The 22,290-nt window shown below is 71.8% G+C and carries 18 protein-coding genes and 1 pseudogene; 8 read left to right on the plus strand and 11 right to left on the minus strand.

Translation table 11 applies throughout. The features are described 5' to 3' along the window. Nucleotides 1–35 precede the first annotated feature (35 nt). From ACZ7DL_RS06340 to ACZ7DL_RS06365, 6 genes and pseudogenes are all read right to left on the minus strand, one after another. Entirely contained in the window at nucleotides 36–542 is a 507-nt protein-coding gene (locus tag ACZ7DL_RS06340) for a hypothetical protein (protein ID WP_470771822.1), read from the minus strand. Nucleotides 543–620: 78 nt separating this feature from the next. Further along, entirely contained in the window at nucleotides 621–1,223 is a 603-nt protein-coding gene (gene pth, locus ACZ7DL_RS06345) for an aminoacyl-tRNA hydrolase (RefSeq protein WP_470771823.1), read from the minus strand. A gap of 76 nt (nucleotides 1,224–1,299) precedes the next feature. Then, a complete protein-coding gene (locus ACZ7DL_RS06350) occupies nucleotides 1,300–1,893 on the minus strand; it encodes a 50S ribosomal protein L25/general stress protein Ctc (RefSeq protein ID WP_470771824.1) in 594 nt (197 codons plus the stop codon). Nucleotides 1,894–2,098: 205 nt separating this feature from the next. After that, the gene (locus ACZ7DL_RS06355) at nucleotides 2,099–3,079 is read right to left on the minus strand and encodes a ribose-phosphate diphosphokinase (RefSeq protein ID WP_470771826.1); all 981 of its coding nucleotides are present in this window, start codon (nucleotides 3,077–3,079) and stop codon (nucleotides 2,099–2,101) included. A gap of 154 nt (nucleotides 3,080–3,233) precedes the next feature. Then, nucleotides 3,234–4,682 carry a bifunctional UDP-N-acetylglucosamine diphosphorylase/glucosamine-1-phosphate N-acetyltransferase GlmU gene (gene glmU, locus ACZ7DL_RS06360; RefSeq protein ID WP_470771827.1) on the minus strand — a complete coding sequence of 483 codons (1,449 nt, stop codon included), beginning with the start codon at nucleotides 4,680–4,682 and terminating at the stop codon, nucleotides 3,234–3,236. Nucleotides 4,683–4,823: 141 nt separating this feature from the next. After that, nucleotides 4,824–5,063, minus strand: a pseudogene (locus ACZ7DL_RS06365) (hypothetical protein); the annotation flags it as partial. A 277-nt stretch (nucleotides 5,064–5,340) separates the two neighbouring features. On the opposite strand from ACZ7DL_RS06365, the gene ACZ7DL_RS06370 reads away from it, so the two are divergent. Together ACZ7DL_RS06370 and ACZ7DL_RS06375 are read left to right on the plus strand one after the other, a co-directional pair. Then, nucleotides 5,341–6,654, plus strand: coding sequence for a sensor histidine kinase (locus tag ACZ7DL_RS06370; protein WP_470771828.1), 1,314 nt, complete (start codon nucleotides 5,341–5,343; stop codon nucleotides 6,652–6,654). Between the two features lie 115 nt (nucleotides 6,655–6,769). Beyond that, the gene (locus ACZ7DL_RS06375; protein ID WP_470771995.1) at nucleotides 6,770–7,567 is read left to right on the plus strand and encodes a TIGR04222 domain-containing membrane protein; all 798 of its coding nucleotides are present in this window, start codon (nucleotides 6,770–6,772) and stop codon (nucleotides 7,565–7,567) included. Nucleotides 7,568–7,576: 9 nt separating this feature from the next. Here ACZ7DL_RS06375 and ACZ7DL_RS06380 read toward each other — a convergent pair whose 3' ends face one another. Together ACZ7DL_RS06380 and ACZ7DL_RS06385 are read right to left on the minus strand one after the other, a co-directional pair. After that, nucleotides 7,577–8,068 (minus strand): SUKH-3 domain-containing protein, encoded by a 492-nt coding sequence (locus ACZ7DL_RS06380; protein ID WP_470771830.1) that lies wholly within the window; start codon nucleotides 8,066–8,068, stop codon nucleotides 7,577–7,579. 76 nt (nucleotides 8,069–8,144) lie between these two features. Continuing rightward, nucleotides 8,145–8,660, minus strand: a complete 516-nt coding sequence (locus tag ACZ7DL_RS06385) for a YwqJ-related putative deaminase (RefSeq protein WP_470771832.1) — start codon at nucleotides 8,658–8,660, stop codon at nucleotides 8,145–8,147. A gap of 297 nt (nucleotides 8,661–8,957) precedes the next feature. Here ACZ7DL_RS06385 and ACZ7DL_RS06390 point away from each other — a divergent pair, with 297 nt between their 5' ends. The 3 genes from ACZ7DL_RS06390 to ACZ7DL_RS06400 all read left to right on the plus strand — a co-directional run bounded on the left by ACZ7DL_RS06390 (nucleotide 8,958) and on the right by ACZ7DL_RS06400 (nucleotide 14,243). Continuing rightward, nucleotides 8,958–9,998: an SMI1/KNR4 family protein gene (locus tag ACZ7DL_RS06390; protein WP_470771996.1), complete on the plus strand. Its 1,041-nt coding sequence runs from the start codon at nucleotides 8,958–8,960 to the stop codon at nucleotides 9,996–9,998. A 10-nt stretch (nucleotides 9,999–10,008) separates the two neighbouring features. Further along, nucleotides 10,009–13,131 carry an SUKH-4 family immunity protein gene (locus ACZ7DL_RS06395; protein ID WP_470771834.1) on the plus strand — a complete coding sequence of 1,041 codons (3,123 nt, stop codon included), beginning with the start codon at nucleotides 10,009–10,011 and terminating at the stop codon, nucleotides 13,129–13,131. 224 nt (nucleotides 13,132–13,355) lie between these two features. Beyond that, nucleotides 13,356–14,243: a DivIVA domain-containing protein gene (locus tag ACZ7DL_RS06400; protein WP_470771836.1), complete on the plus strand. Its 888-nt coding sequence runs from the start codon at nucleotides 13,356–13,358 to the stop codon at nucleotides 14,241–14,243. Nucleotides 14,244–14,288: 45 nt separating this feature from the next. Here ACZ7DL_RS06400 and ACZ7DL_RS06405 read toward each other — a convergent pair whose 3' ends face one another. Further along, nucleotides 14,289–15,935: a sodium/solute symporter gene (locus ACZ7DL_RS06405; RefSeq protein WP_470771837.1), complete on the minus strand. Its 1,647-nt coding sequence runs from the start codon at nucleotides 15,933–15,935 to the stop codon at nucleotides 14,289–14,291. Further along, the gene (locus tag ACZ7DL_RS06410; protein ID WP_470771839.1) at nucleotides 15,932–16,336 is read right to left on the minus strand and encodes a DUF485 domain-containing protein; all 405 of its coding nucleotides are present in this window, start codon (nucleotides 16,334–16,336) and stop codon (nucleotides 15,932–15,934) included. Before ACZ7DL_RS06410 ends, ACZ7DL_RS06405 begins: the two co-directional genes overlap by 4 nt. Here ACZ7DL_RS06410 and ACZ7DL_RS06415 point away from each other — a divergent pair. Continuing rightward, entirely contained in the window at nucleotides 16,317–16,460 is a 144-nt protein-coding gene (locus tag ACZ7DL_RS06415) for a hypothetical protein (protein WP_470772011.1), read from the plus strand. The genes ACZ7DL_RS06410 and ACZ7DL_RS06415 overlap by 20 nt on opposite strands. Nucleotides 16,461–16,660: 200 nt before the next feature. Here the strand turns inward: ACZ7DL_RS06415 and ACZ7DL_RS06420 are convergent, their stop codons facing one another. Further along, nucleotides 16,661–18,157 carry an MFS transporter gene (locus ACZ7DL_RS06420; RefSeq protein ID WP_470771841.1) on the minus strand — a complete coding sequence of 499 codons (1,497 nt, stop codon included), beginning with the start codon at nucleotides 18,155–18,157 and terminating at the stop codon, nucleotides 16,661–16,663. A gap of 445 nt (nucleotides 18,158–18,602) precedes the next feature. Between ACZ7DL_RS06420 and ACZ7DL_RS06425 the strand changes: the two genes are divergently transcribed. Both ACZ7DL_RS06425 and ACZ7DL_RS06430 read left to right on the plus strand, forming a co-directional pair. Then, entirely contained in the window at nucleotides 18,603–19,442 is an 840-nt protein-coding gene (locus ACZ7DL_RS06425) for an ABC transporter ATP-binding protein (RefSeq protein ID WP_470771842.1), read from the plus strand. Beyond that, nucleotides 19,439–22,021 carry an ABC transporter permease gene (locus tag ACZ7DL_RS06430; protein ID WP_470771844.1) on the plus strand — a complete coding sequence of 861 codons (2,583 nt, stop codon included), beginning with the start codon at nucleotides 19,439–19,441 and terminating at the stop codon, nucleotides 22,019–22,021. Before ACZ7DL_RS06425 ends, ACZ7DL_RS06430 begins: the two co-directional genes overlap by 4 nt. Nucleotides 22,022–22,290 lie beyond the last annotated feature (269 nt).

Here is a 22,290-nt window from a genome sequence, read left to right on the forward strand (position 1 = left end):
CCAGGGGGCACCCTTCGTTCACACGCCTGTCGCGCTCACTGCAGCGCCACGAACGCCGCCGTCAGCAGCCCGGCCCCGCACAGCCCCAGCACCCACGCCGGCCGGACCAGCCGCATCCCGCCCGCGACCACCACCGCCGCCAGCAGCAGCGCCCCGCCCAACGGCACCCAGGCGTACAGCATCCCGGCTGGACCCGAACGCACCGCATCCCCCGTACCGGGCTTCAGCACCACGTCGTACGTCGTCCCCGTATGCACCGCGACGGAGTTCTCGATCTCCACACGCGCGCGTGTCCGCGCCCCCGCCGACGCCGGCGTGAACGGACCGCTGCACACATCCCCCGCACACCCCGTCACCCGGACCGTGCCCCGCTCACGCCCCTTGGTCAGCATCACGTGCTGTGCGGTCCCCCAGGAACCCCACACCCCGGCGAACAGGATCAGCGCGGCGACCGCACCCGTCGCCGCGACCCGCCCGAACCGCAACGCGGTCACGGACGCCTGACGAGCGGTACTGGCTGTGGCAGGCATGGCCGGGATCATTGGCCATACTCCTACGGCAGGTCAACTCGCGTGGGCGTCCTGGGCGGACAAGTCAGGAGTTGTGCGACCCCCGCACCCTCAGGAGTTGTACGTGCTCTGCGCCCGCTCCAGCCCCTCGATCACCAAAGCCTCCACCGCGTCCGCCGCCCGGTCCACGAAGTAGTCCAGCTCCTTGCGCTCCCCCGAGGAGAAGTCCTTCAGCACGAAGTCGGCCACCTGCATCCGCCCCGGCGGCCGCCCGATCCCGAACCGCACCCGGTGGTAGTCCGGTCCCATCGCCTTCGTCATCGACTTCAGACCGTTGTGCCCGTTGTCACCGCCGCCCAGCTTCAGCCGCAGCACCCCGTAGTCGATGTCCAGTTCGTCGTGCACCGCCACGATGTTCGCCACCGGCACCTTGTAGAACTCCCGCAGCGCGTTCACCGGACCGCCGGACAGGTTCATGTACGACATCGGCTTCGCCAGGATCACCCGACGGCTCGCCGGCCCGGCAGGGCCGATCCGCCCCTCCAGCACCTGCGCCTGCGCCTTGCCCGCCCGCTTGAACTTCCCCCCGATCCGCTCCGCGAGCAGGTCCGCCACCATGAAACCGACGTTGTGCCGGTTCATGGCGTACTCCGGCCCGGGGTTACCGAGCCCGACGATCAGCCAGGGGTCACCGGCCGAGGTGGTCACGTCCATGTCTCCTTGGATACGCGCCAGCCGCCGCCCCCGGCGAGGGAGGCAGCGGCTGACCAGATGATGACGACGGCGAGGATCAGGCCTCGGCGGCCTCTTCGCCCTCGGCGGCCTCGCCCTCGGTCTCCTCGGCCTGCGCGGCCAGGACCTGCAGGACGACCGTGTCCTCGTCGACGGCCAGCGTGGTGCCGGACGGGAGGGGGATGTCCTTGGCGAGGATGGAGGCACCGGCCTCCAGGCCCTCGACGGAGACGGTGACCGACTCGGGGATGTGCGTGGCCTCGGTCTCCACCGGCAGCGCGTTCAGAACGTGCTCCAGCAGGTTGCCGCCCGGCGCCAGCTCGCCCTCGGTGTGCACGAAGATCTCGACCGTGACCTTCTCGCCACGCTTGACCAGCTGCAGGTCCACGTGCTCCAGGAAGCCCTTCAGCGGGTCACGCTGCACGGCCTTCGGGATCGCCAGCTCGTTGGTCTTGCCGTCGATGTCCAGGGAGATCAGGACGTTCGGCGTACGCAGCGCCAGCAGCAGGTCGTGGCCCGGCAGGGTCAGGTGCAGCGGGTCGGAGCCGTGGCCGTACAGGACACCGGGCACCTTGTTGTCGCGGCGGATGCGACGGGCGGCACCCTTGCCGAACTCGGTGCGGGTCTCGGCGGTGAGCTTCACCTCGGACATGTGGATCACTCCTCGTAGGAACTCGGAACGGACGTGGTCACCCGGCCACGAACGGCCTGCTACGAAGAGCGCGTCGATAACGGACCGCCGTATTCGCAGACACGAGTACGGCCTCCCTCGCCGAGCAACTTCAGCAGTTTACTCGCAGGGGAGGCCGCACCCAAAAGGATCTTCAATTAGCCCGCATCAGGGCCGTGCGGAAACTTTACTGCTCGTCGAAGAGGCTGGTCACAGACCCGTCCTCGAACACCTCACGCACCGCACTCGCGATGGTCGGAGCGATCGAGAGCACCGTGATCTTGTCCAGGTCCCGGCCCAGCTCCCCCGGCGTCGGCAGCGTGTTCGTGAACACGAACTCACTCACCCGGGAGTTCTTCAGCCGATCGGCGGCCGGACCCGAGAGCACACCGTGCGTGGCGGTGACGATGACGTCCTCCGCACCATGCGCGAACAGCGCGTCCGCAGCCGCACAGATCGTGCCACCCGTGTCGATCATGTCGTCCACCAGGACACACACGCGGCCCTTGACCTCGCCCACGACCTCGTGGACCGTCACCTGGTTCGCCACGTCCTTGTCACGCCGCTTGTGCACGATCGCCAGCGGCGCACCGAGCCGGTCGCACCACCGGTCCGCCACCCGCACCCGGCCCGCGTCCGGCGACACCACCGTCAGCTTCTGCCGGTCCACCTTCTTGCCCACGTAGTCCGCCAGCAGCGGCAGCGCGAACAGGTGATCCACCGGCCCGTCGAAGAAACCCTGGATCTGATCCGTGTGCAGATCCACCGTCAGAATCCGGTCGGCACCCGCCGTCTTCATCAGATCCGCGATCAGACGCGCCGAAATCGGTTCACGACCCCGGTGCTTCTTGTCCTGCCGCGCGTAACCGTAGAACGGCACGATCACCGTGATGGAGCGAGCCGACGCACGCTTCAGCGCGTCGATCATGATCAGCTGCTCCATGATCCACTTGTTGATCGGAGCCGTGTGGCTCTGGATCAGAAAGCAGTCCGCACCACGAGCCGACTCCTGGTAACGGACGTAGATCTCACCGTTCGCGAAGTCGAAGGCCTTCGTCGGGACGACCCCGACACCCAGCTGCTGGGCGACCTCCTCGGCAAGCTCGGGGTGGGCGCGGCCGGAGAAGAACATCAACTTCTTCTCGCCGGTCGTCTTGATCCCGGTCACAGCACAGTCTCCTCAGAGGTTGTCTCAGCCAGCGGGCTGCTCGGCGACCTCTCGGCTGGGCGATGAGAGGCCGAATCAGCTGGTAAGGGTGCAGGTGCACACGTGCGGATGTGCACTTATCACGGTACGCCGTGTTTGGCGCACCGGTTTCCGGTCAGTCCTCGCTCTCACCCTGCCGGGACGCCGCCTCGGCCGCCTTCGCCGCCGTGCTCCCCGGACGCTTCCGGGCCACCCAACCCTCGATATTCCGCTGCTGACCACGGGCCACGGCCAGCGAACCAGGCGGCACATCCTTCGTGATCACCGACCCGGCGGCCGTGTAGGCACCGTCCCCGATCGTGACAGGAGCCACAAACATGTTGTCCGAACCCGTCCGGCAGTGCGACCCCACCGTCGTGTGGTGCTTGTCCTGACCGTCGTAGTTCACAAACACACTCGCCGCGCCGATGTTCGAATATTCGCCGATCGTCGCATCCCCGACGTACGACAGGTGCGGCACCTTCGTGCCCTCCCCGATCGAGGCGTTCTTCGTCTCGACGTACGTCCCGATCTTCCCCTTGGCCCCGAGACGGGTCCCCGGCCGCAGGTACGCGAACGGCCCCACCGACGCCTGAGCGCCCACCACGGCCCCGTCCGACACCGTGTTGTCCACCCGGGCCCCCGGACCCACCTTGGTGTCCTTCAGCCGGCTGTTGGGCCCCACCTCGGCACCCTCGCCGATGTGCGTCGACCCGGTCAGCTGCGTCCCCGGATGCACCAGGGCGTCCCGCTCGAAGGTCACCGTCACATCGACCCACGTGGTCGCCGGATCCACGACCGTCACCCCGTCCAGCATCGCCCGGGTCAGCAACCGGTCGTTCAGAATCCGCCGCGCCTCGGACAGCTGCACCCGGTTGTTGATCCCCGCGATCTCCCGGTGATCGGCCGCCACGGACGCACCCACCCGATGCCCGGCCTCCCGCAGGATCCCCAGCACATCCGTGAGGTACTCCTCGCCCTGGCTGTTGTCCGTCCGCACCTTCTTCAGCGCGTCCGCCAGCAGCCGCCCGTCGAACGCGAACACCCCGCTGTTGATCTCCCGGATCGCCCGCTGCACCTCGGTCGCGTCCTTGTGCTCCACGATCGCGGTGACGGCACCCGTCGCATCGTCCCGCACGATCCGGCCGTAACCGGTCGCGTCCGGCACCTCGGCGGTGAGCACGGTCACGGCGTTGCCGTCGGCGCCGTGCGTCTCGGTGAGCTGCTTGAGCGTGTCGGCGGTCAGCAGCGGCGTGTCACCGCACACCACCACCACGGTCCCCTCCACGGCCCCGCCCAGCTCCTCCAGCCCCATCCGTACGGCGTGCCCGGTGCCGTTCTGCTCCGCCTGTACGGCCGTCCTGGTGGCCGGGTCGATCTCGGCGAGGTGGGCACCGACCTGCTCACGGGCGTGCCCGACCACGACGACCAGATTCTGCGGGTCCAACTCGCGGGCGGCGGCCAGCACATGGCCCACCAGGGAACGGCCGCAGATGTCGTGCAGGACCTTCGGTGTGGCCGACTTCATACGGGTGCCCTCACCCGCTGCGAGAACGACGACGGCGGCCGGGCGGATGGCGCTCACGGGGTTGCCCTTCGGCTGTGGAGGGTGGGGGTGACAGCCGCAGGATACCGGGGTGGGTTCGGGGGGAGACGAATACGGGCCCTGACTGCGCAGTCAGGGCCCGGTGGTGTGCAGCTCCCCCATCAGGATTTGAACCTGAACTTAAGGGACCAAAACCCTCAGTGCTGCCTGATTACACCATGGGGGATCAAACTCGACTAACCGGACATTCGGTTGGGTCGCCGAGTCGGCACCCAACACTATGCCGTACCAAGAGCCTTCGATGCGACGGTACAAGTCGGCACCTTTCGGGACTTTGATCACGAGGCAGCCGTGGTGGTCGTCACCGGCGTTCCTGCGGCCGGTCTTCGGGTTGTGTCTCTTGAGGGTCGTCCTGTTGAAGATCTTCAGCTCGTCGCGGATCCCGCGGAGGCTGCAGCTCGTTCGGCGCGGAAGCGGCCGCCTGCTCTCGCGGTCCCTCTGGTGGGCGCACTTGGCGAGTGAATGTGTCATGCGCATACCGTCCGGCCGGAATGCTGGGTTCCAGGGGGGAACGGGAAGGGCTCGCCAGTTCGAGGGAAACCGGTGGGTTTCGAGGCCGTTCGGTTACGGGGTGTGGTGTGTGGCGGTAGGTGAAAGTCACCGGAAAAGCCGTACCTGTCGCCCGTAGGCTGGAGGCATGACCACGACGGGGGAAGACCACGACAGGGCGCTGACCGGCCCTTGGTGGTGGGTGAGGTGGCGCAGTGCGGTGCTCGACGGGGCGCTGGCGCTGGTGTCCGCCGTGGAGTGCGCGGCGGAGGGTGTTCCGTTCGCCCGGGAGGCGGGGATTCCCGCGTCGCTGGGGATCGTGTTCGGGTTGATCGCCGGTGCGGTGCTGCTGGTGCGCCGGAAGTGGCCGATCGCCGTGGTGTTGGTGTCGATCGCGATCACGCCCGCGGAGATGGGTTTTCTGATGGGCGTCGTGGGTCTGTACACGCTGGCGGCGTGTGAGTTGCCGCGGCGGATCATCGGGGCGTTGGCGGGGATGTCGCTGCTGGGGACGGCGGTGGTGACGTTCGTACGGGTGCGGCAGGACATGGCGCGCGGGGATCTGACGCTGGGTGACTGGTTCGTGCCGTTCGCGGCGGTGACGACCGCGTTGGGGCTGACGGCTCCACCGGTGTTGCTGGGTTTGTACGTGGGGGCGCGGCGGCGGTTGATGGAGAGCTTGCGGGAGCGGGCGGACAGTCTGGAGCGGGAGCTTCAGTTGCTTGCGGAGCGGGCGGAGGAGCGGGCCGAGTGGGCGCGTAACGAGGAGCGGACGCGGATTGCCCGGGAGATGCATGACGTGGTCGCGCATCGGGTGAGTCTGATGGTGGTGCATGCGGCTGCGCTTCAGGCGGTGGCTCGGAAGGATCCGGAGAAGGCGGTGAAGAACGCGGCTCTGGTGGGGGACATGGGGCGGCAGGCGTTGACGGAGTTGCGGGAGATGCTCGGGGTGTTGCGGGCGGGGGAGGGTGCGGGCCGGCGTGCTGCGGGGGTGCCGTTGGCGGCGGTGCGGGAGGCGGCTGCGGAGGCGGCGTCGCGGGCTGCTCAGGAGGTGGGGACGGCGGAGGGGCCGTGTCTGTCGGAGTTGGACGAGTTGATCGGGCAGTCGGCTGCGGCGGGGATGGTGGTGGATCTGTCGGTGGAGGGGGAGGTGCGGTCGTATGCGGCGGAGGTCGAGCAGACGGCGTACCGGGTGGTGCAGGAGGCGTTGACGAACGTCCATAAGCATGCGGCGGGTGCCAAGACGCGTGTGCGGCTTGCGCATCGGGTGTCGGAGATCGCGATGCAGGTGGAGAACGGGCCGCCTCCGGAGCCGGCGTCGGCGTCGGCGGCGGGTTTGCCGTCGGGTGGGAACGGCCTGGTGGGGATGCGGGAGCGGGTTGTGGCGCTGGGTGGTGTGTTTGTGTCGGGGCCCACGGATGCGGGGGGATTTCGGGTGTCGGCGGTGATTCCGGCGGCGTAGGGGTGGGTGACCTTGGCTCGCGGGGGGCATCCAGTGGGCGCGTCGCTGGGTTCGCGGGGCCGGGGCGGAGGGGGGAGCCGTGGTGTGGGGGGTTCTGCTGGGTGTCTGTTGTGCGGTGACCGGGGTCGCTGTCCGGTGGTTTCGCCGGGCGTACCGGCGGTGTGCCGGTGCGCGGGTGGGTGGGTGGCCGCCGGGTCGTGAGCTGGACCTGTACGAGGTGGCGTTTCTGTCGGGCAGGGGTGGGGGTGTCGCCCGGACGGCCATGGCGTCGATGGTGCTGGGTGGGCGGCTTTCGGTGCGGGACGACGTGGTCACGGTGGTGGATCCGGTGCCGCGTGACGAGGTGGAGGCTGCCGTGATCGAGGTCGTCGGTCTGCGGCCGCGGCGCCGGATGTGGCGGCGGATGGACCGGTTGGCGAGGCGTCCGGAGATCGATGCGGTGGGTGATCGTCTGGCGGAGCGGGGCTTGGTCGGTGGTGCTCCGTCCCGGCGTCGCGTGCTGGATCTGGCCGACTTCCTGTTGTGGGTGGCGCACTGGGTGTCGGGGGTGCTGGGGGTGGTGGCTGTCGGTGTCGTCGGGGCGCAGGACGGGCCGGTGTGGTTCGCCGTGGTGGTTGTGGTGGCGGTGATGGTGGCCGGTGGGCTCGCTCGTCGCCGTGAGTATGTGCCGGGGCCGGATGCGACGGAGGCGGGGCGTGCGGTGCTTGCCGCGCACGAGGCCCGCTTTCCGAGGAAGGTGTGGGCGCCTGCCGGGAACGACGGCCTGTGCGGGAGGGAGGCCGTGCTCCTGGGGGATGCCGCTCGTGGCTGGCTCCTGCCCGGGCTGCGGTCGCTGAGCGAGGCGACGTCCTGGCCTTCGTCGGGGTCCGTCGGTGTGGGTTTCGACGATCCTCCGGGGTTGGGCGGCCTTTAGGGGGTGCTGTCAGCCGGCGGTGAGGCGTACGGGTGGGATGCCGGTGATGAGGGTGGCGAGGGCGTGGTCGATGTCGGGGCCGAGGTACCAGTCGCCGGTGTGGTCGATGGTGTAGACGCGGCCTTCGGCGTCGACGGCGAGGAGGGCGGCGGTGTCGGTTTCCTCGCCGAGGGGGCAGAGGTCGGTGCCGAGGGCGCGGCCGAGGTCGCCGAGGGTGCGGGCGAGGTGGAGGCCGTGCAGGGGGTCGAGGTGGAGGGTGGCGGGGGCGATCTGGCGGCCGGGGCCGGTGGGGGTGATGGTCAGGCCGCCGAATTCGGCCCAGGCTTCGACGGCGGCGGGGAAGACGGTGTGCCGGTGTCCGGCGGGTGAGGTGTGGTCGCGCAGGGTGTCGGCCCAGATCTCGGCTTGTTTTATGTCCCAGCGTCCGGGTTGCCAGCCGGCGGCGCGCAGGGCGGCGTCGACGGGTACGGGGAAGCGGGTGGTGGTGCGGTCGGGGTGCATCTGCCCTTCGTTCGTCGTGCGTGGACGCGTGCGCGTGCTGGTGGGGTGGTGCGGGTGTCGGTGTTGACGGGGTGGGTCAGCCGTCGGTTGCGGTGGGGTCGACGATGCGGACGCCGAAGTGGGCGCTGAGGGCGGTGCAGGCGCGGCAGGGGGCGGCGAAGCTGCCGTGGAGGGGGTCGCCGTCCTCGCGTATGCGGCGGGCGGTGAGTTTGGCGTGCTTGAGGGCTTTGCGGGCTTCGCCGTTGGTCATGGGTCTGCGGGCGGCGCGTTTGCTGCGGGCGGCGTCGGCGGTGGCGATGTGCCGGGAGATGAGGATGGTTTCGGCGCAGCGGCCGGTGAAGCGGTCGCGTTGGGCGCTGGTGAGGGTGTCGAGGAAGTCCTGGACGAGGGGGTGCAGGGCGGGGGGCTGGTCGCTGCGGGCGGCGGTGCCGGTGAGGGTGGCGCCGCGCACGGAGAGGGCGGCGGCGACGGTGGGCAGGATGCCGTCGCGGCGGTGGCGGAGGGCGGGGGCGGGGGGTGTGTCGGTGCCGCTCCAGTCGATGCGAGGGTCGCCGGCCCGCACGTCGCTACCTCCGGTCTGCAAGGTATTCATGATCGCTCTTCCCTCCCCGGGCATCCCCCGAAGGACACAGGGTGCCAAATGCCGTGGCTGGTGCGGAAGCTGGGGCGGGATGACACGCCCGTGCGGAGGCGTGCCGTGACGCTGGGGTGACGGCTGGTCACGGAGCCGGGGGTGGGTTCCGCTCGGTGTGCGGGTCGCTGCCGGGAGGGTGCCGGGTGCGGGGATGCGGTGGGCCGGTGACCGGGGTTCGTGTACCGCATAGGCTGTCGTCATTCGCGATCGACACCGCCGTTCAGGCCAGAGAGAACGCCGCAGGGGGCAACCGCCATGACGACAGGTCGGCTCGGGCTGGGGACACCGCCCAGCGGCCACGCTGGGGGACAAGCCGCGCCGCCGAATGCGGCCTACGCCGGGCAGGTCGTGCACTTCCCGGATCCGGTCCGGGCGGCACGTCACCCGAGAGGGGTACGGGTCGATGAGGGCGGTTATCCGGATTTCTCGCCGTACGCGCGCGTGGCGGTGGAAATCGCCGAGCCGCCGGAGGGCTTCGGCGTCGACGAGTTGCGGCTGACGGATTATGTGTCGGCGAACGCCGCGTTGGCGGCGTCGGGGCACGCGCTGTGGGACACGGTGGCGGAGGTGGCGACGCCGCACGGCTGGACGTGGCATCACGTGGCGGGTACGCGGCGGCTGGAGCTGGTGCCGGTCGAGGTGAAGGCGCTCCTCAGGCATCACGGTGGTGTGGCGACGTCGCCGGTGGACCACGGCAAGCGTGGTACGCGGCCGCTGCAGGAGGCACGGCCGGCGCATTTCGGTCTGCCGAAGTCGGGTGCGGCGGTCTCCGAGGCGCAGGTGCAGGGGGTCGAGGAGGATCTCGGCTACCGGCTTCCCGGTGCCTACCGCTCGTTCCTGAAGGCGGCGGGTGGGTGTGCGCCGGTCGGTACGGCGCTGGACGCCGGGCTGGGGCTGCTGCTGGATCAGCCGTTCTTCACGGTGCGGGACGAGGCCGCGGTCAATGACCTGGTGTATGTGAACAAGTGCCTGCGTGACCACCTGACGAAGGATTACCTCGGGGTGACCTTTGTGCAGGGCGGGCTGCTCGCGGTGAAGGTGAGGGGCGAGCGGGTCGGTTCGGTGTGGTTCTGTGCGTACGACGATGTGCGGGACGTGGATCCGTCCTGGTCGCCGGCGGAGCGGGTGGAGCGTCTGCTGTTGCCGTGCGGTGACGACTTCGATGCCTTCCTGTCCCGGCTGGCGGGTAGTCCGCCGGAGCTGGAGACGGTGGCCCATCTGATGGTGGACGGCGGTTTCGCCCGTGTCGTCCCGGTGTCTTCCGGCTCGGCGTCGTCCGGCCCGGTGGGGGAGTGAGCTTCAGGCGATGGTGACCTACGCGCAGGCGCAGGAGCGCGCCGAGGAGTGGATCAACGGTGACGTGCCCGCGTACCAGCATCGTGAGGTGCGGGTGCGGGAGTTCGAGCTGGGGTTCGTGGTGTGGGGTGAGGATCGGCCGGAGGGCCCGCGTTCGGACGCGGGTGGCCAGCGGCTGGTCATCGCCCGGGACAGCGGGGAGGCGACGCTGTGGCCCGCTCTGCCGGTGGGTGAGGTGATCCGCCGGTACGAGGAGGAGTACGGCCGTGCCGATGAGCCGCAGGACGCGGTCCCGGCGCCCGCCGCCCGCGTGGACCTGAACCAGACGTCGTTCCTGCTGACTCCGCCGGAGTGGCTGCAGGAGGCGGCGGACAAGCTGGGTATCGGGGAGCGGCGCCGGGAGGGTGCGGAGAGCGCGGATCCGGCGGCTTCGGCCGCTTCAGAGGCTGCGGCGGCTTCGGTTCCTTCGGGTGTTTCGGCTGGGGTGCCGGGTTTGCCGGGTTCTGAGGCGCCGTCGGTTTCTGATGGGGCGTCGGCGTCGGACGGTGGTTCTGCCGGGGGCACCGCTGCCTTCGGCGGGGGCGGGCCGGCCGAGACGCAGGCCGGGGTGCCGATGGGGGCGTCCGGAGAAGCGCACGGTGGTTCCGGTGCGCCGGGCGCGTCCGGTGCGCCGGGGGTGCCTGCTCCGGTGGACGTGCCTCCGGGTGCCACGCCCTGGGCCGGTACCGACACGAACGCGGACACCGGTGAGGACGACCGCTCGGTGCCGCTGCCCGCGACGGTGTTCGCGCCCCCGTTGAGCGATGTGGACCGTGAGGCGCCGCGCCCGCCGGCCGTCGCGCCGGACGCGCCGACGGCGTTGATGTCGGGCGGCAGTCAGCTGCCGCCGACGGCGGTCGCGCCGGCGCTGGATGTGCCGGGCGCGCCGGGTGCGCAGGGCTTCGCGCCGGGTGCGCCCGGCGGTCACGGTGCGCCGGGTGGGGGGCAGGGCGGCACGCCCCCGCCGCCACCGGGCACGCCGGCGTACGGTCATCCGCAGGCGCCGGCGGCTCCGGGCACGCCTCCGCCGGGCGCACAGCCCTACCCTCCGGCGCACGGCACTCCGCCCGCGCCCCCGACGGCTCTTGGCGCGCCGGGCGCTCCGCAGGGCAGCACGCCGCCGCCTGTGCCGCCGGGCGCTCCGTCGTACGGCTACCCGCAGGACCCCGGCGTTCCGCAGGGTGCTCCGGGGTACGGCTATCCGCAGGCGCCGGGTGGTGCGCCGGACGCGGCACAGCCTCCGGCGGGTCCGGGTGGGCCGGCGCGACGGCTGCCGCCGAACGCCGGGGACATCGCGGACGCCGCGACGAGCAAGGCTGCTCCGCCGCCGAAGAAGGCGCGCGGGGGAGTGGGCGCGCCGCCTGCGCCGCCGGGCGCCCCTGGAACGCCGGGCGCCCGCCCGGGGAGTGCGACGCCGCCGCCCGCGCCGGGTGCGGCCGCGGGCGGGTACGTGCCGACGCAGCTCGTGTCGGCGCTCGGGCCGGAGGGGCCTGAAGGACAGAGCCCGGGGAGCCCGGAGGGGGCGCAGGTGCCGGGCGCGCCGAATGCTCCGGGTGCCCCCAACCCGCCTGCCGCGCCGAATGCTCCGGGTGCCCCCAACCCGCCTGCCGCGCCTCCGGGCGGTACGCCCCCGGGCCATGTGCATCACGCGGCCACCGTGCTGGCCGACCCGAGCCAGCTGGGCGGAGGCGCGCCGCAGCCGCCCGGCGCCCCGGGTGTTCCCGGTACCCCGGGCGCACAGGGCGCTCCGGGCATGCCGCACCCGCCCGGCGCCCCCGCGGCCCCGGGCGCCCCGGGGATGCCCCCGGTGCCGGGCGCACCGCAACCGCCGGGAGCCCCGGGCATGCCCGGAGCCCCCGCCGCACCGAACGGTCCCGGCGCTCCCGGCGCTCCCGGCGTCCCCGGCGGTGGTCGCGGCGGTGCCGTGCACCAGGCCGAGACCATGCTGTCCGCTCCGCCGGTGGCCGGCCCGGGCGCGCCCCCGCCGCCGCCCGCCCCCGGGGCGGTCGGCATGCCGGGCGCTCCCGGCACCCCGCCGCCGATGCCGCCGGGTGCGATGCCGCCGCCGGGCGGGCCCCTGCCGGGGCAGGCTCCGGCGTACGGCTATCCGCAGCAGGGGCAGCCGACGGTCGGGCCCGGCTACCAGGCCGTGCTGCGCTACCGCGCGCAGGACGGCTCGGAGCAGCAGCTGATCCGGCGTTCGGCGCCGGGTACGCCACACCCGGAGTGGCAGATCTTCCACGAGCTGCGGGCCATGAACGTGCCGCCGGAGACCGTGCTGGAGCTGCACACGGAGCTGGAGTCGTGCGCGCTGCCGGGCGCCTACTGTGCGCGGATGATCCGTGAGCAGTGGCCGCAGGCGCGGATCACGAGCATCGCGCCGTACGGCACGGACCATGCGAGCCGGCAGCAGGGCATGCAGCAGCTGCTGGCCCACCAGGGCGAGTTGCACCAGGTGGCCGACGGTCCCGCGCGGCCCGGGCCGGTGCGGGCGCCGCTGCCGCCGGTGCAGGCCGCGCCGCCGGTCCCGCCGGAGGGGATCGCCCAGGAGCTGGCCGCGGCGTTCGGCCCGGGGATCTTCCGGTTCGAGCAGCAGGCGGTGTCCCGGCAGGGGGTGCCGCCGATCGTGGCGCACATGCTGGTGGTGGCGGGGCTGCCGCTGGACCTGGGCCCGTTCTTCTGGGCGCAGGCGCAGCCGGGCCGTCCGGTGCCGACGCTGGCGGAGCTGGCGGCCGAGCGCGGGGTGCAGCCGGCGGCGGACGCGGGCTCGTACCTGGTGATGGGCACCGACTTCGGCAAGGCGCTCTGTGTGCAGTACGGGACGGCGAACATCGTGGCCGTGCCCGTGGAGGCGGGGCCGGGCGGTGCGCCGGTGCCGCCGCAGTTCGTGAACACCGGGCTGCCGGAGTTCACACGGTGCCTGGCGCTGCTGGGCCGGATGTGGCGTCTGCGGTTCGGGCTGAACCAGGAGCAGGCGGGCCGCTGGACCGTCGACTTCCAGGCGCAGCTGGCCTCCCTGGACCCGGCGGCGCTCGGTTCGCCGGAGAGCTGGTGGTCGGTGCTGCTGGAACAGATGTGGGACGGGCTGCTGTGACGCCCCCCGCGCCCGCCGGCCGGGTGTGACCCCCTCGGGCCCTTCACGCGCACGCGTGAAGGGCCCGATGCGTTGCACGGAGGGCCTGTCCGCCACGCCGATCGCGAAGTGCGGGATCCCGGCCGTGACGTGACTGCGGAGTGTCGCGTTATGAACACTTACGTCCGATCCATCAAGATGTGCGCGAAATCTGTCGTGTATGTCCGGTGGAGAGGGATTCCAGGGTGAGCAGCGCATCGATGTCGCCGCACGGCTTCGTGACGGTCCGGGGGCGCGGCTACCGCCCCGAGCAGGTCGACGCGTTCCTGGAGGCGCTGTCCGAGGACCGGGACGCCGCCTGGGTGCGCGCCGCCCGGCTCACCGTGCTCGCCAAGGACATGGAGGCCGAGGTCGTACGGTTGCGCGAGGCTGTCGCCCGGCTCACGCCGCAGATGTACGAGACGCTCGGGGAGAGCGCCCACCGTCTCTTCCAGATCGTGCTGGAAGAGGCGGCTGACCTGCGGGAGCGCACACGGCGCGAAGCCGCGGAGCAGATCGCGCAGGCCCAGGCGCGCGCCGAGGGGCTGCGCCGGGAGGCGCAGGAAGCGGCGGACGCGCTCCGCGCGGACGCCGACGACCGCGCCCGCCAGCATCTCCTCGCCGCGCAGGCCGAGGCCGACGACCTCCGCGTCGGCGCCCGGCGCGAGGTGAAAGCAGGGCGCGGGGAGGAGCTCGCGGCGTTGCGCGAGGTGCGCCAGCGCACCACCGGCCTGCTCGCCGAACAGTCCCGGGACCACGCCGAACGCTGGGCCGCGGCCGAACGCGAGGAGGCCGAGCGGATCGCCGCGCTGGACGCCCTGCACGCCGAACGGATCAGCCGGGCCGAGACCGCGCTGTCCGAGGCCAAGCGCGCCCTGGAGGAGGCCGGGGAGTCCGCATGCCGCCGCCAGGAGGAGGCACAGGCGCGGGCCGCCGAAATCGTCGCCGACGCGCGCGTGCGCGAGGAGCGCATCGCCCGCGAGACGGAGCGGGTGCTGCGCGAGCACGGCGAGACATGGGACGACGTCCAGGCGCACATGGACTCCGTGCGCGACAGCCTCATCTCGCTGACGGGCAGGGCGGCCCTGGAGTAGCCGCCGAACGCGGCGGACACCCCGTCGGGCAGCCCGGACGCCCCGTCAACTCCTCTTGCGTACCGCCCCTGCCAGAATCCACCCCTCCACCGCCTCGTACTGGCGTCGCTGCCGCGCCGCCTCGGCGCGGTCCGACAGCACCGTGCCCAGCCAGCCGAAGAAGAAGCCGGCCGGGATGGACACGATGCCGGTCGTGGTGAAGGGGAACCAGTTGAAGTCGGCGTGCGGGAACGCCGAGACGGGCGACCCGGAGACGAGCTTGGTGCCCGGCATGAGCAGCAGCACGGTCAGCGAGCCCCCGATCAGCGTGCCCAGCAGCCCGCCGCGGGTGTAGCGGCGCCAGAAGAGGCCGTAGACCAGGGCGGGCGCCAGGGCCGAGGCCCCCAGGCAGAAGGAGAGCGTCACCAGGGGCTGGAGGCTGTGGTGCTGCACCAGGGTGGCCAGCAGGATCGTCGGCACTCCGGTGGCGAGCGCCGAGGCGCGGGCCAGCGCCATCTCGCGACGGGCCGGCATCTCCTGGACCCGGGCCGCGAACACGTCGTGCGCCAGGGAGTTGGCGCAGGCGAGGATCATCCCGGCCACCGAGGCGAGCAGGGTCAGGAAGATCGCGGTGGTGACCGTGGTGAACAGGACGGTCTCCGCCGCCGACACGTCGGCGCCGAACACCGCGCGCGTGCCCAGCAGATACGCCGTGTTGCCCTGCGGGTCGGCCGCGGCGATCGCCGTACGCCCGAGCAGCGCCGTGGCGCCGAATCCCACCACCGTGATGACCAGCACGAACAGGGCGACGAGGGAGACGGCCCAGGACATCGAGCGGCGTACCTGGCGGGCGCTGGAGGCGGTGTACATGCGCATGGTGACGTGGGGCAGGCAGGCGCCGCCGAGCACGACGGTCAGCTCCGAGGCGATCATGTCGGCGCGGGATCCGGGTGTGGTGCCGAACTCCAGCCCGGAGCGCAGGAAGTCCTGTCCGGCCCCGCTCCGGGCCGCCGCGGCGGTGAACAGGGCGCCCGGGTCCCAGTCGAAGCGGCGCAGGATCAGCAGGGCGACCACGGCGCCCGAACCGAGCAGCATCACGATCTTCAGGATCTGGATGAGCGCGGTGCCCTTCATCCCGCCGATCGCCGCGTAAGCGATCATGAGGACGCCGAGTCCCAGGACACACCCGGTCTGCAGGGACTCGCCGCGGAACCCCAGGATGAACGCCATCAGCTGTCCGGTCGCGGCCAGTTGGACCAGCATCAGCGGCAGCAGCGCGGCGATGGTCACCGCGCACGCCGTGATGCGGACACCGCGGCCGGGCAGCCGGCGGGCGAGCGCGTCCCCCATGGTGAACCGGCCGGCGTTGCGCAGCGGTTCGGCCAGCAGGAACATCAGCAGCATCAGCGACAGCGCCGTGCTGAGGGCGAGGACGACCCCGTCGTAGCCGCACAGGGCGATCACCCCGCCGGTGCCGAGGACGGTGGCGGCGGAGATGTAGTCGCCGGCGATGGCGAGGCCGTTGCGCAGCGGGGACAGGGAGCCGTAGCCGGTGTAGAACTCGTCGAGATCGTCCCGGTCGGGGCCGGTCATCACGCACAGCAGCAGGGTCAGCGTGGCGACGGCGGAGAAGGCGACCAGGGACATGGTCTGGGCGGAGTCGCTGAAGCCGGTGGACATCGGGCCGGCCGGGGAGCCCGCGGCGCCGGTCATCGCGTCGCTCCCCGGCGCGCGTCCAGCTCGGCCTGCCTGCGGATGTGCTCGGCGAGCGGATCGACCTGCCGGCGCGCGGTGTGCTCGTACAGGGCGATCGCCAGGAAGGTGACCGGGAGTTGGAGCAGGGCGAGCAGCAGGCCGGCCGGGATGCCGTCGGTGACAGTGCTCGTCATGAAGCCGGGCGCGTACGCGGACAGCAGGAGGAACAGCGTGAAGTAGCCCAGCGCGGTGAGTGTGGCGGTGCGCCGCTGCCAGCGGTAGGCGCTGCGCAGCAGCCGCAGGTCGCTGTGGTGGCCGAGGGGTTCGCGCGGCGGCCGACGGACCGGTTCGGGCGGCGCGGGCGGCTGCCAGGGGTAGGTCGGGTACGACGCGGATGACATGGACGACATGGACGACATGGACGACGCGGACGATGCGGACGACGGGTGTGCGGTGTACGGCGGGTACGGCGACGGTGGCGGGTACGGCGATCGTGGCGGGTACGGCGACTGCGACGGATGCGACGGGTGCGGCGGGTCGTAGGACATCCCGGGGCTCCTTGCGCGGCTCGGGTCCGTGGCGGCGGACCGCAGGGAGGTGGGGAGCGGAGCCACGCACGCTACTCGCGGGTCGCCGGACGCGCGGCGTTTTCACCGAACTGGCCGGTCGGTATGCGCTTTCCCCGCGAAAAGGGGTCCGACTGGCGTGCTACCCGCGTCAACGCCCCTCGGTGAGAGCGGGATTCACTCCTGGAGCACCGGGAACCGACGAGGCGCCACCACCAGCAGCACCATGAACGCCAGTGCCGCCGAGGCCGCCGCGCCGAGGTACACCGCGTGGACCGCCTCGGCGATCGCCCGCCGGGTCGCCTCCGGAGCCGTACCGCCGTCCAGCGCGCGCGTGACGGAGTCCAGGTCGCCCGCACCGCCCAGCCGCGCGGCCAGCACCCCGTTGGCGACGGCGCCGAACAGGGACGCGCCGACGGTCTGGCCGGTCTGCCGGCAGAACAGCACCGACGCGGTCGTGGTTCCCCGCTCCGACCAGCCCACGGTCGACTGGACCCCGACGATCAGCGGCAGCTGGAACAGCCCCAGTGCCCCGCCCAGCAGCAGCATCAGCAGTGTCGGCTGCCACCACGACCCGGGATACGGCAGGAACGGGAACGCGCACAGGACCAGCGCCGCCAGGCCGATGCCGAGCAGCGCGGTGTCCCGGAAGCCGATCCGCCGGTAGATGTGCTGGCTGAGCGCGGCCGATACCGGCCAGCTGAGCGTCCACACCGACAGCACGAACCCGGCGGCCACGGGCGCGAGGCCGAGCACCGACTGCGCGTACGTCGGCAGGAACACCGACGGCGCCACCATCAGCAGGCCCAGCGCGCCGAGCGCCAGGTTGACGGCCGCGATGGTCCGGCGCCGCCACACCCACCCCGGGATGACCGGATCCGCGGCCCGCCGTTCCACCACGACCACCACCGCGGCCAGGGCGAGGCCCGTGCCGAACAGGGCCAGCGACGGCGCCGACAGCCACGGCCAGGCGACCCCGCCCTGCACCAGCGCGGTCAGCAGCACCCCGCCGCACGCGAACACCGCGAGCGCGCCGGCCCAGTCCACGCGCGCGTGGCCGACGTTCTCCCGCTCGGGCTCCTTCAGGTGACGGACGATCAGCCACAGCGCGGCGGCGCCGATCGGCAGGTTGACCAGGAAGATCCAGCGCCAGTCCGCGTAGGCGGCCAGCACGCCGCCGAGCCCCGGACCGGCCACCGCGGCCACCGCCCACACCGTGGACAGCTTCGACTGGATCTTCGGGCGCTCGGCCAGCGGATACAGATCGGCGGCCAGCGTCTGGACCGTGCCCTGCAGCGCCCCGCCGCCCAGGCCCTGCACGATCCGGAACGCGATCAGCGAGCCCATGTTCCAGGCCGCCGCGCACAGCAGCGAACCCAGCAGGAACACGGCCGCGCCCACCACCAGCACCGGCTTGCGGCCGAAGGTGTCGGACAGCTTGCCGTAGAGGGGCAGCGAGACGGTGACGGCGAGCAGATAGCCGGAGAACAGCCACGAGAAGACGGAGAACCCGCCGAGGTCGCCGACGATCTGCGGTACGGCCGTGGAGACGACGGTGGAGTCGAGCGCCGCCAGTGCCATCGTCAGCATGAGCGCGGCGACCACCGCGCCCCGCCGCCCGGTGCCCTGCCGCCGGGCGGCGCCGCCGCGTATCGCCGGTGTCGTACTCCCCACCGCACACCCCTCCCGTGCTTCCCGCCGGAAGCCATCTCGGTGCCCCCTGCACCTGTCTTCGGAACGACAGCTTCCCACGGCATCCCGGGCTTGACCCTGACGCGGCGGCAGGGTGGAGGCTTTCCGCACCGAAGGGTGGAGGCGACCCCGAGAACCGCTCCACCCGGCGGTGGAGCGCCCCTAGGGGTACCTCCGTACTACGGCTCGGGGCGGGTTCCTCCCGGCGGAGGACGAGACCGGCCGGGTGCGCTCCTTAACCTGGCTTTACGCCGCTGGGGGGCGGCGGGCCGCACCGGCGGAGGTGGGGTTTTCCCCCCGGAAAGACGGGGCTTCGCACCAGCGCGCGGCACCCCGGCCTCCCGCCAGACTCATCGACGTACCCAGACGACACCCGGCATCCCGGGGCACTCACCACCGACTTGCTGACCGACATAGGAGACATACCGTGACATCGGCTGTAGGCATTCCCAGGCACGGGGGCGATTCAGAAGGTGTGGCGCGGAGCGCCTCGATGAGGAGCGGTGGTCGGGCGGCGGGAGGGAGTGCGGCCGTTGCCGCGCGGGCGCGGCAGGTCGTGAAGGCGTACGGGTCCGGCGAGACCCGGGTGGTGGCCCTTGACCACGTCGACGTGGACATCGCCCGCGGCCAGTTCACCGCGATCATGGGCCCCTCCGGGTCCGGCAAGTCCACCCTGATGCACTGCCTCGCCGGGCTCGACACGGTGACGAGCGGTCACATCCACCTGGACGAGACCGAGATCACCGGCTTGAAGGACAAGAAGCTCACCCAGCTGCGCCGGGACCGGATCGGCTTCATCTTCCAGGCGTTCAACCTGCTGCCGACGCTCAACGCGATCGAGAACATCACGCTGCCCATGGACATCGCCGGACGCAAGCCGGACAGGGCCTGGCTGGACCGGGTCGTGGAGACCGTCGGGCTCGCCGGCCGCCTCAAGCACCGGCCCACCCAGCTCTCCGGCGGCCAGCAGCAGCGCGTCGCCGTGGCCCGTGCGCTCGCCGCCCGCCCGGAGATCATCTTCGGGGACGAGCCGACCGGAAACCTCGACTCGCGCGCGGGTGCCGAGGTGCTGGGCTTCCTGCGCCGCTCGGTGGACGAACTCGGCCAGACCATCGTCATGGTCACCCACGACCCCGTGGCCGCCTCCTACGCCGACCGTGTGCTCTACCTCGCCGACGGCCGGATCGTCGACGAGATGCACCACCCGACGGCCGATCAGGTCCTGGACCGCATGAAGGACTTCGACGCCCGGGGGCGTACGTCATGACCGTCCTGAAGACCTCGCTGCGCAACTTCCTCGCGCACAAGGGGCGCATGGCGCTGTCGGCGACGGCGGTGCTGCTGTCGGTGGCGTTCGTGTGCGGCACGCTCGTGTTCACCGACACGATGAACACCACCTTCGACAAGCTGTTCCAGGCGACCGCCTCGGACGTGACGGTCAGCGCCAAGGGCTCCTCCGACACCGGGCAGACTATCTCCCGCACCGGCAAGCCGCCGGTCGTGCCGGCCTCGGTGCTCGGTGAGGTCCGCACGGCCGACGGTGTCAGGTCGGCCGAGGGCACCGTGTTCTCCACCGCGGTGACCGTCATCGACGCCGACAGGGACAAGCTGTCGCCCAGCAGCGGCGCGCCCACCATCGTGGGCAGCTGGAACGGCAACGACGCCCGCACCATGGAGATCACCTCCGGTAACGCGCCCAAGGGCCCCGACCAGGTGATGGTCGACGCCGACACCGCCGACAAGCACGACCTGAAGCTCGGTGACGAGATCGGTGTGATCACGGCCGTCGGTACGCACCACGCGCGCGTGTCCGGCGTCGCCGCCTTCAAGGTCACCAACCCCGGCGCGGCGATCTTCTACCTGGACACCCGGACCGCCCAGCAGACCCTCGTCGGCCGGACCGGCGTCTACACCAACATCAACGTCACCGCCGCCACGGGCGTGCCGGACGCCCGGCTCAAGCAGAACGTCACCGCCGCCCTCGGCCACCGCTACAAGGTGCAGACGGCCAAGGAGGTCGCCGACGCCAACCAGAAGGACGTCCAGAGCTTCCTGAACGTCATGAAGTACGCCATGCTCGGCTTCGCCGGGATCGCCTTCCTGGTCGGCATCTTCCTGATCATCAACACCTTCTCCATGCTGGTCGCCCAGCGCACCCGCGAGATCGGCCTGATACGCGCCATCGGCTCCTCCCGCAGGCAGGTCAACCGGTCCGTGCTGGTCGAGGCGCTGCTGCTCGGCGTCCTCGGCTCCGTGCTCGGTGTCGGCGCGGGCGTCGGCATCGCGATCGGCCTGATGAAGCTCATGGGCCGGATGGGCATGAACCTGTCCACCGACGACCTGACCGTCGCCTGGACCACCCCGGCGGCCGGCCTGCTCCTCGGCGTGATCGTCACCGTCCTCGCGGCCTACCTGCCCGCCCGGCGCGCCGGCAAGGTCTCACCGATGGCCGCCCTGCGCGACGCGGGTGCCCCGGCCGACGCCAGGGCCGGAGCAGTCCGGGCCGTCCTCGGCCTGCTCCTGACCGCCGCCGGCGGCTGGAGCCTGTACGTCGCCGCCACCGCCGACAAGGCCAAGGCCGGCTCGGGCTGGCTGGGCGCGGGCGTGGTGCTCTCCCTGATCGGCTTCGTCGTCATCGGGCCGCTGCTCGCCGCCGGCGTGGTCCGCGTCCTCGCCGCGGTCATGCTGCGGATGTTCGGGCCCGTGGGCCGGATGGCCGAGCGCAACGCGCTGCGCAACCCGCGCCGCACCGGCGCCACCGGTGCCGCCCTGATGATCGGCCTGGCCCTGGTGGCCTGCCTGTCGGTGGTCGGCTCCTCCATGGTCGCCTCCGCCACCGACCAGCTGGACAAGACCGTCGGCACGGACTTCATCATCCGGGGCGACCAGGAGTACAAGATGGTCAACCCGCAGATGGTGCGGAAGATCAAGGACACGCCCGGCCTGGCGCGGGTCACCGAGTACAAGATCCTGAAAGCGTCCCTGACCACGCCGGACGGTCGTGTCTCCAAGGACGAGACGATCAACGCGGCCGACCCGACCTACGCGCAGGACGTGCGCACCAAGACGGTCGCCGGCAACCTCGCCGACGCCTACAAGCCGGACTCCATGTCCGTCTTCGAGGGCTTCGCCGACAAGCACGGCATCAAGCTGGGCTCCACGGTCGCGGTCGACTTCGCGGACGGCAGGACGGCGAAGCTGACGGTCCGCGCGATCACCAGCGACGACGTCGTGGTCGACAAGGGCGCGATGTACGCCTCCATCGCCACGGCCGCGAGGTACGTGCCGGCCGACCGGATGCCCCTCGACCAGCTGGTGTTCGCCACCGCCGAGGACGGGCGGCAGGCGGCCGCCTACCAGGCGCTGAAGTCGGCGCTGCGCGACGACCCGGCCCTGACCGTGCGCGACCAGACCGACTACAAGAAGGCGCTGAAGGACCAGATCGGCCAGCTGCTCAACATGATCTACGGCCTGCTGGCCCTCGCGATCATCGTCGCGGTCCTGGGTGTCGTGAACACCCTCGCCCTGTCGGTGGTCGAGCGGACCCGGGAGATCGGCCTCATGCGGGCCATCGGCCTCTCCCGCCGCCAACTGCGCCGCATGATCCGCCTGGAGTCCGTGGTGATCGCCGTCTTCGGCGCCCTGCTCGGCCTCGGCCTCGGCATGGGATGGGGCGCGACCGCCCAGAAGCTCCTCGCGCTGGAGGGCCTGCACGTCCTGGAGATCCCCTGGCCGACGATCATCGCCGTCTTCGCCGGCTCGGCCTTCGTGGGCCTGTTCGCCGCGCTGATCCCGGCGTTCCGGGCGGGCAGGATGAACGTCCTGAACGCCATCGCGACGGACTAGCCGCGCGGGCCGGGCCGACGACCACCGCATACGGGGGTTGCGGGGGAGGACCCGGTGCCGGGGAGTCCTGGGACTTCCGGCACCGGGTTTCTGCTTGGCCGGTCTCGGCCCGGCCGAGTCGGGTGGCGGGTGGCATGGGCCGGGGTGCGGAGGGCGAAGCGCACTGGGAGGCCGGCTGCGGCACCGGGCACCAGGAAGCGGAGTTGTCCACAGGCTCCGACGGCAACCCCGACGGAGTCGTACGCTGGACACCCCCGGCCCGTCACACG

This window comes from Streptomyces sp. NPDC036984 (assembly GCF_055607665.1).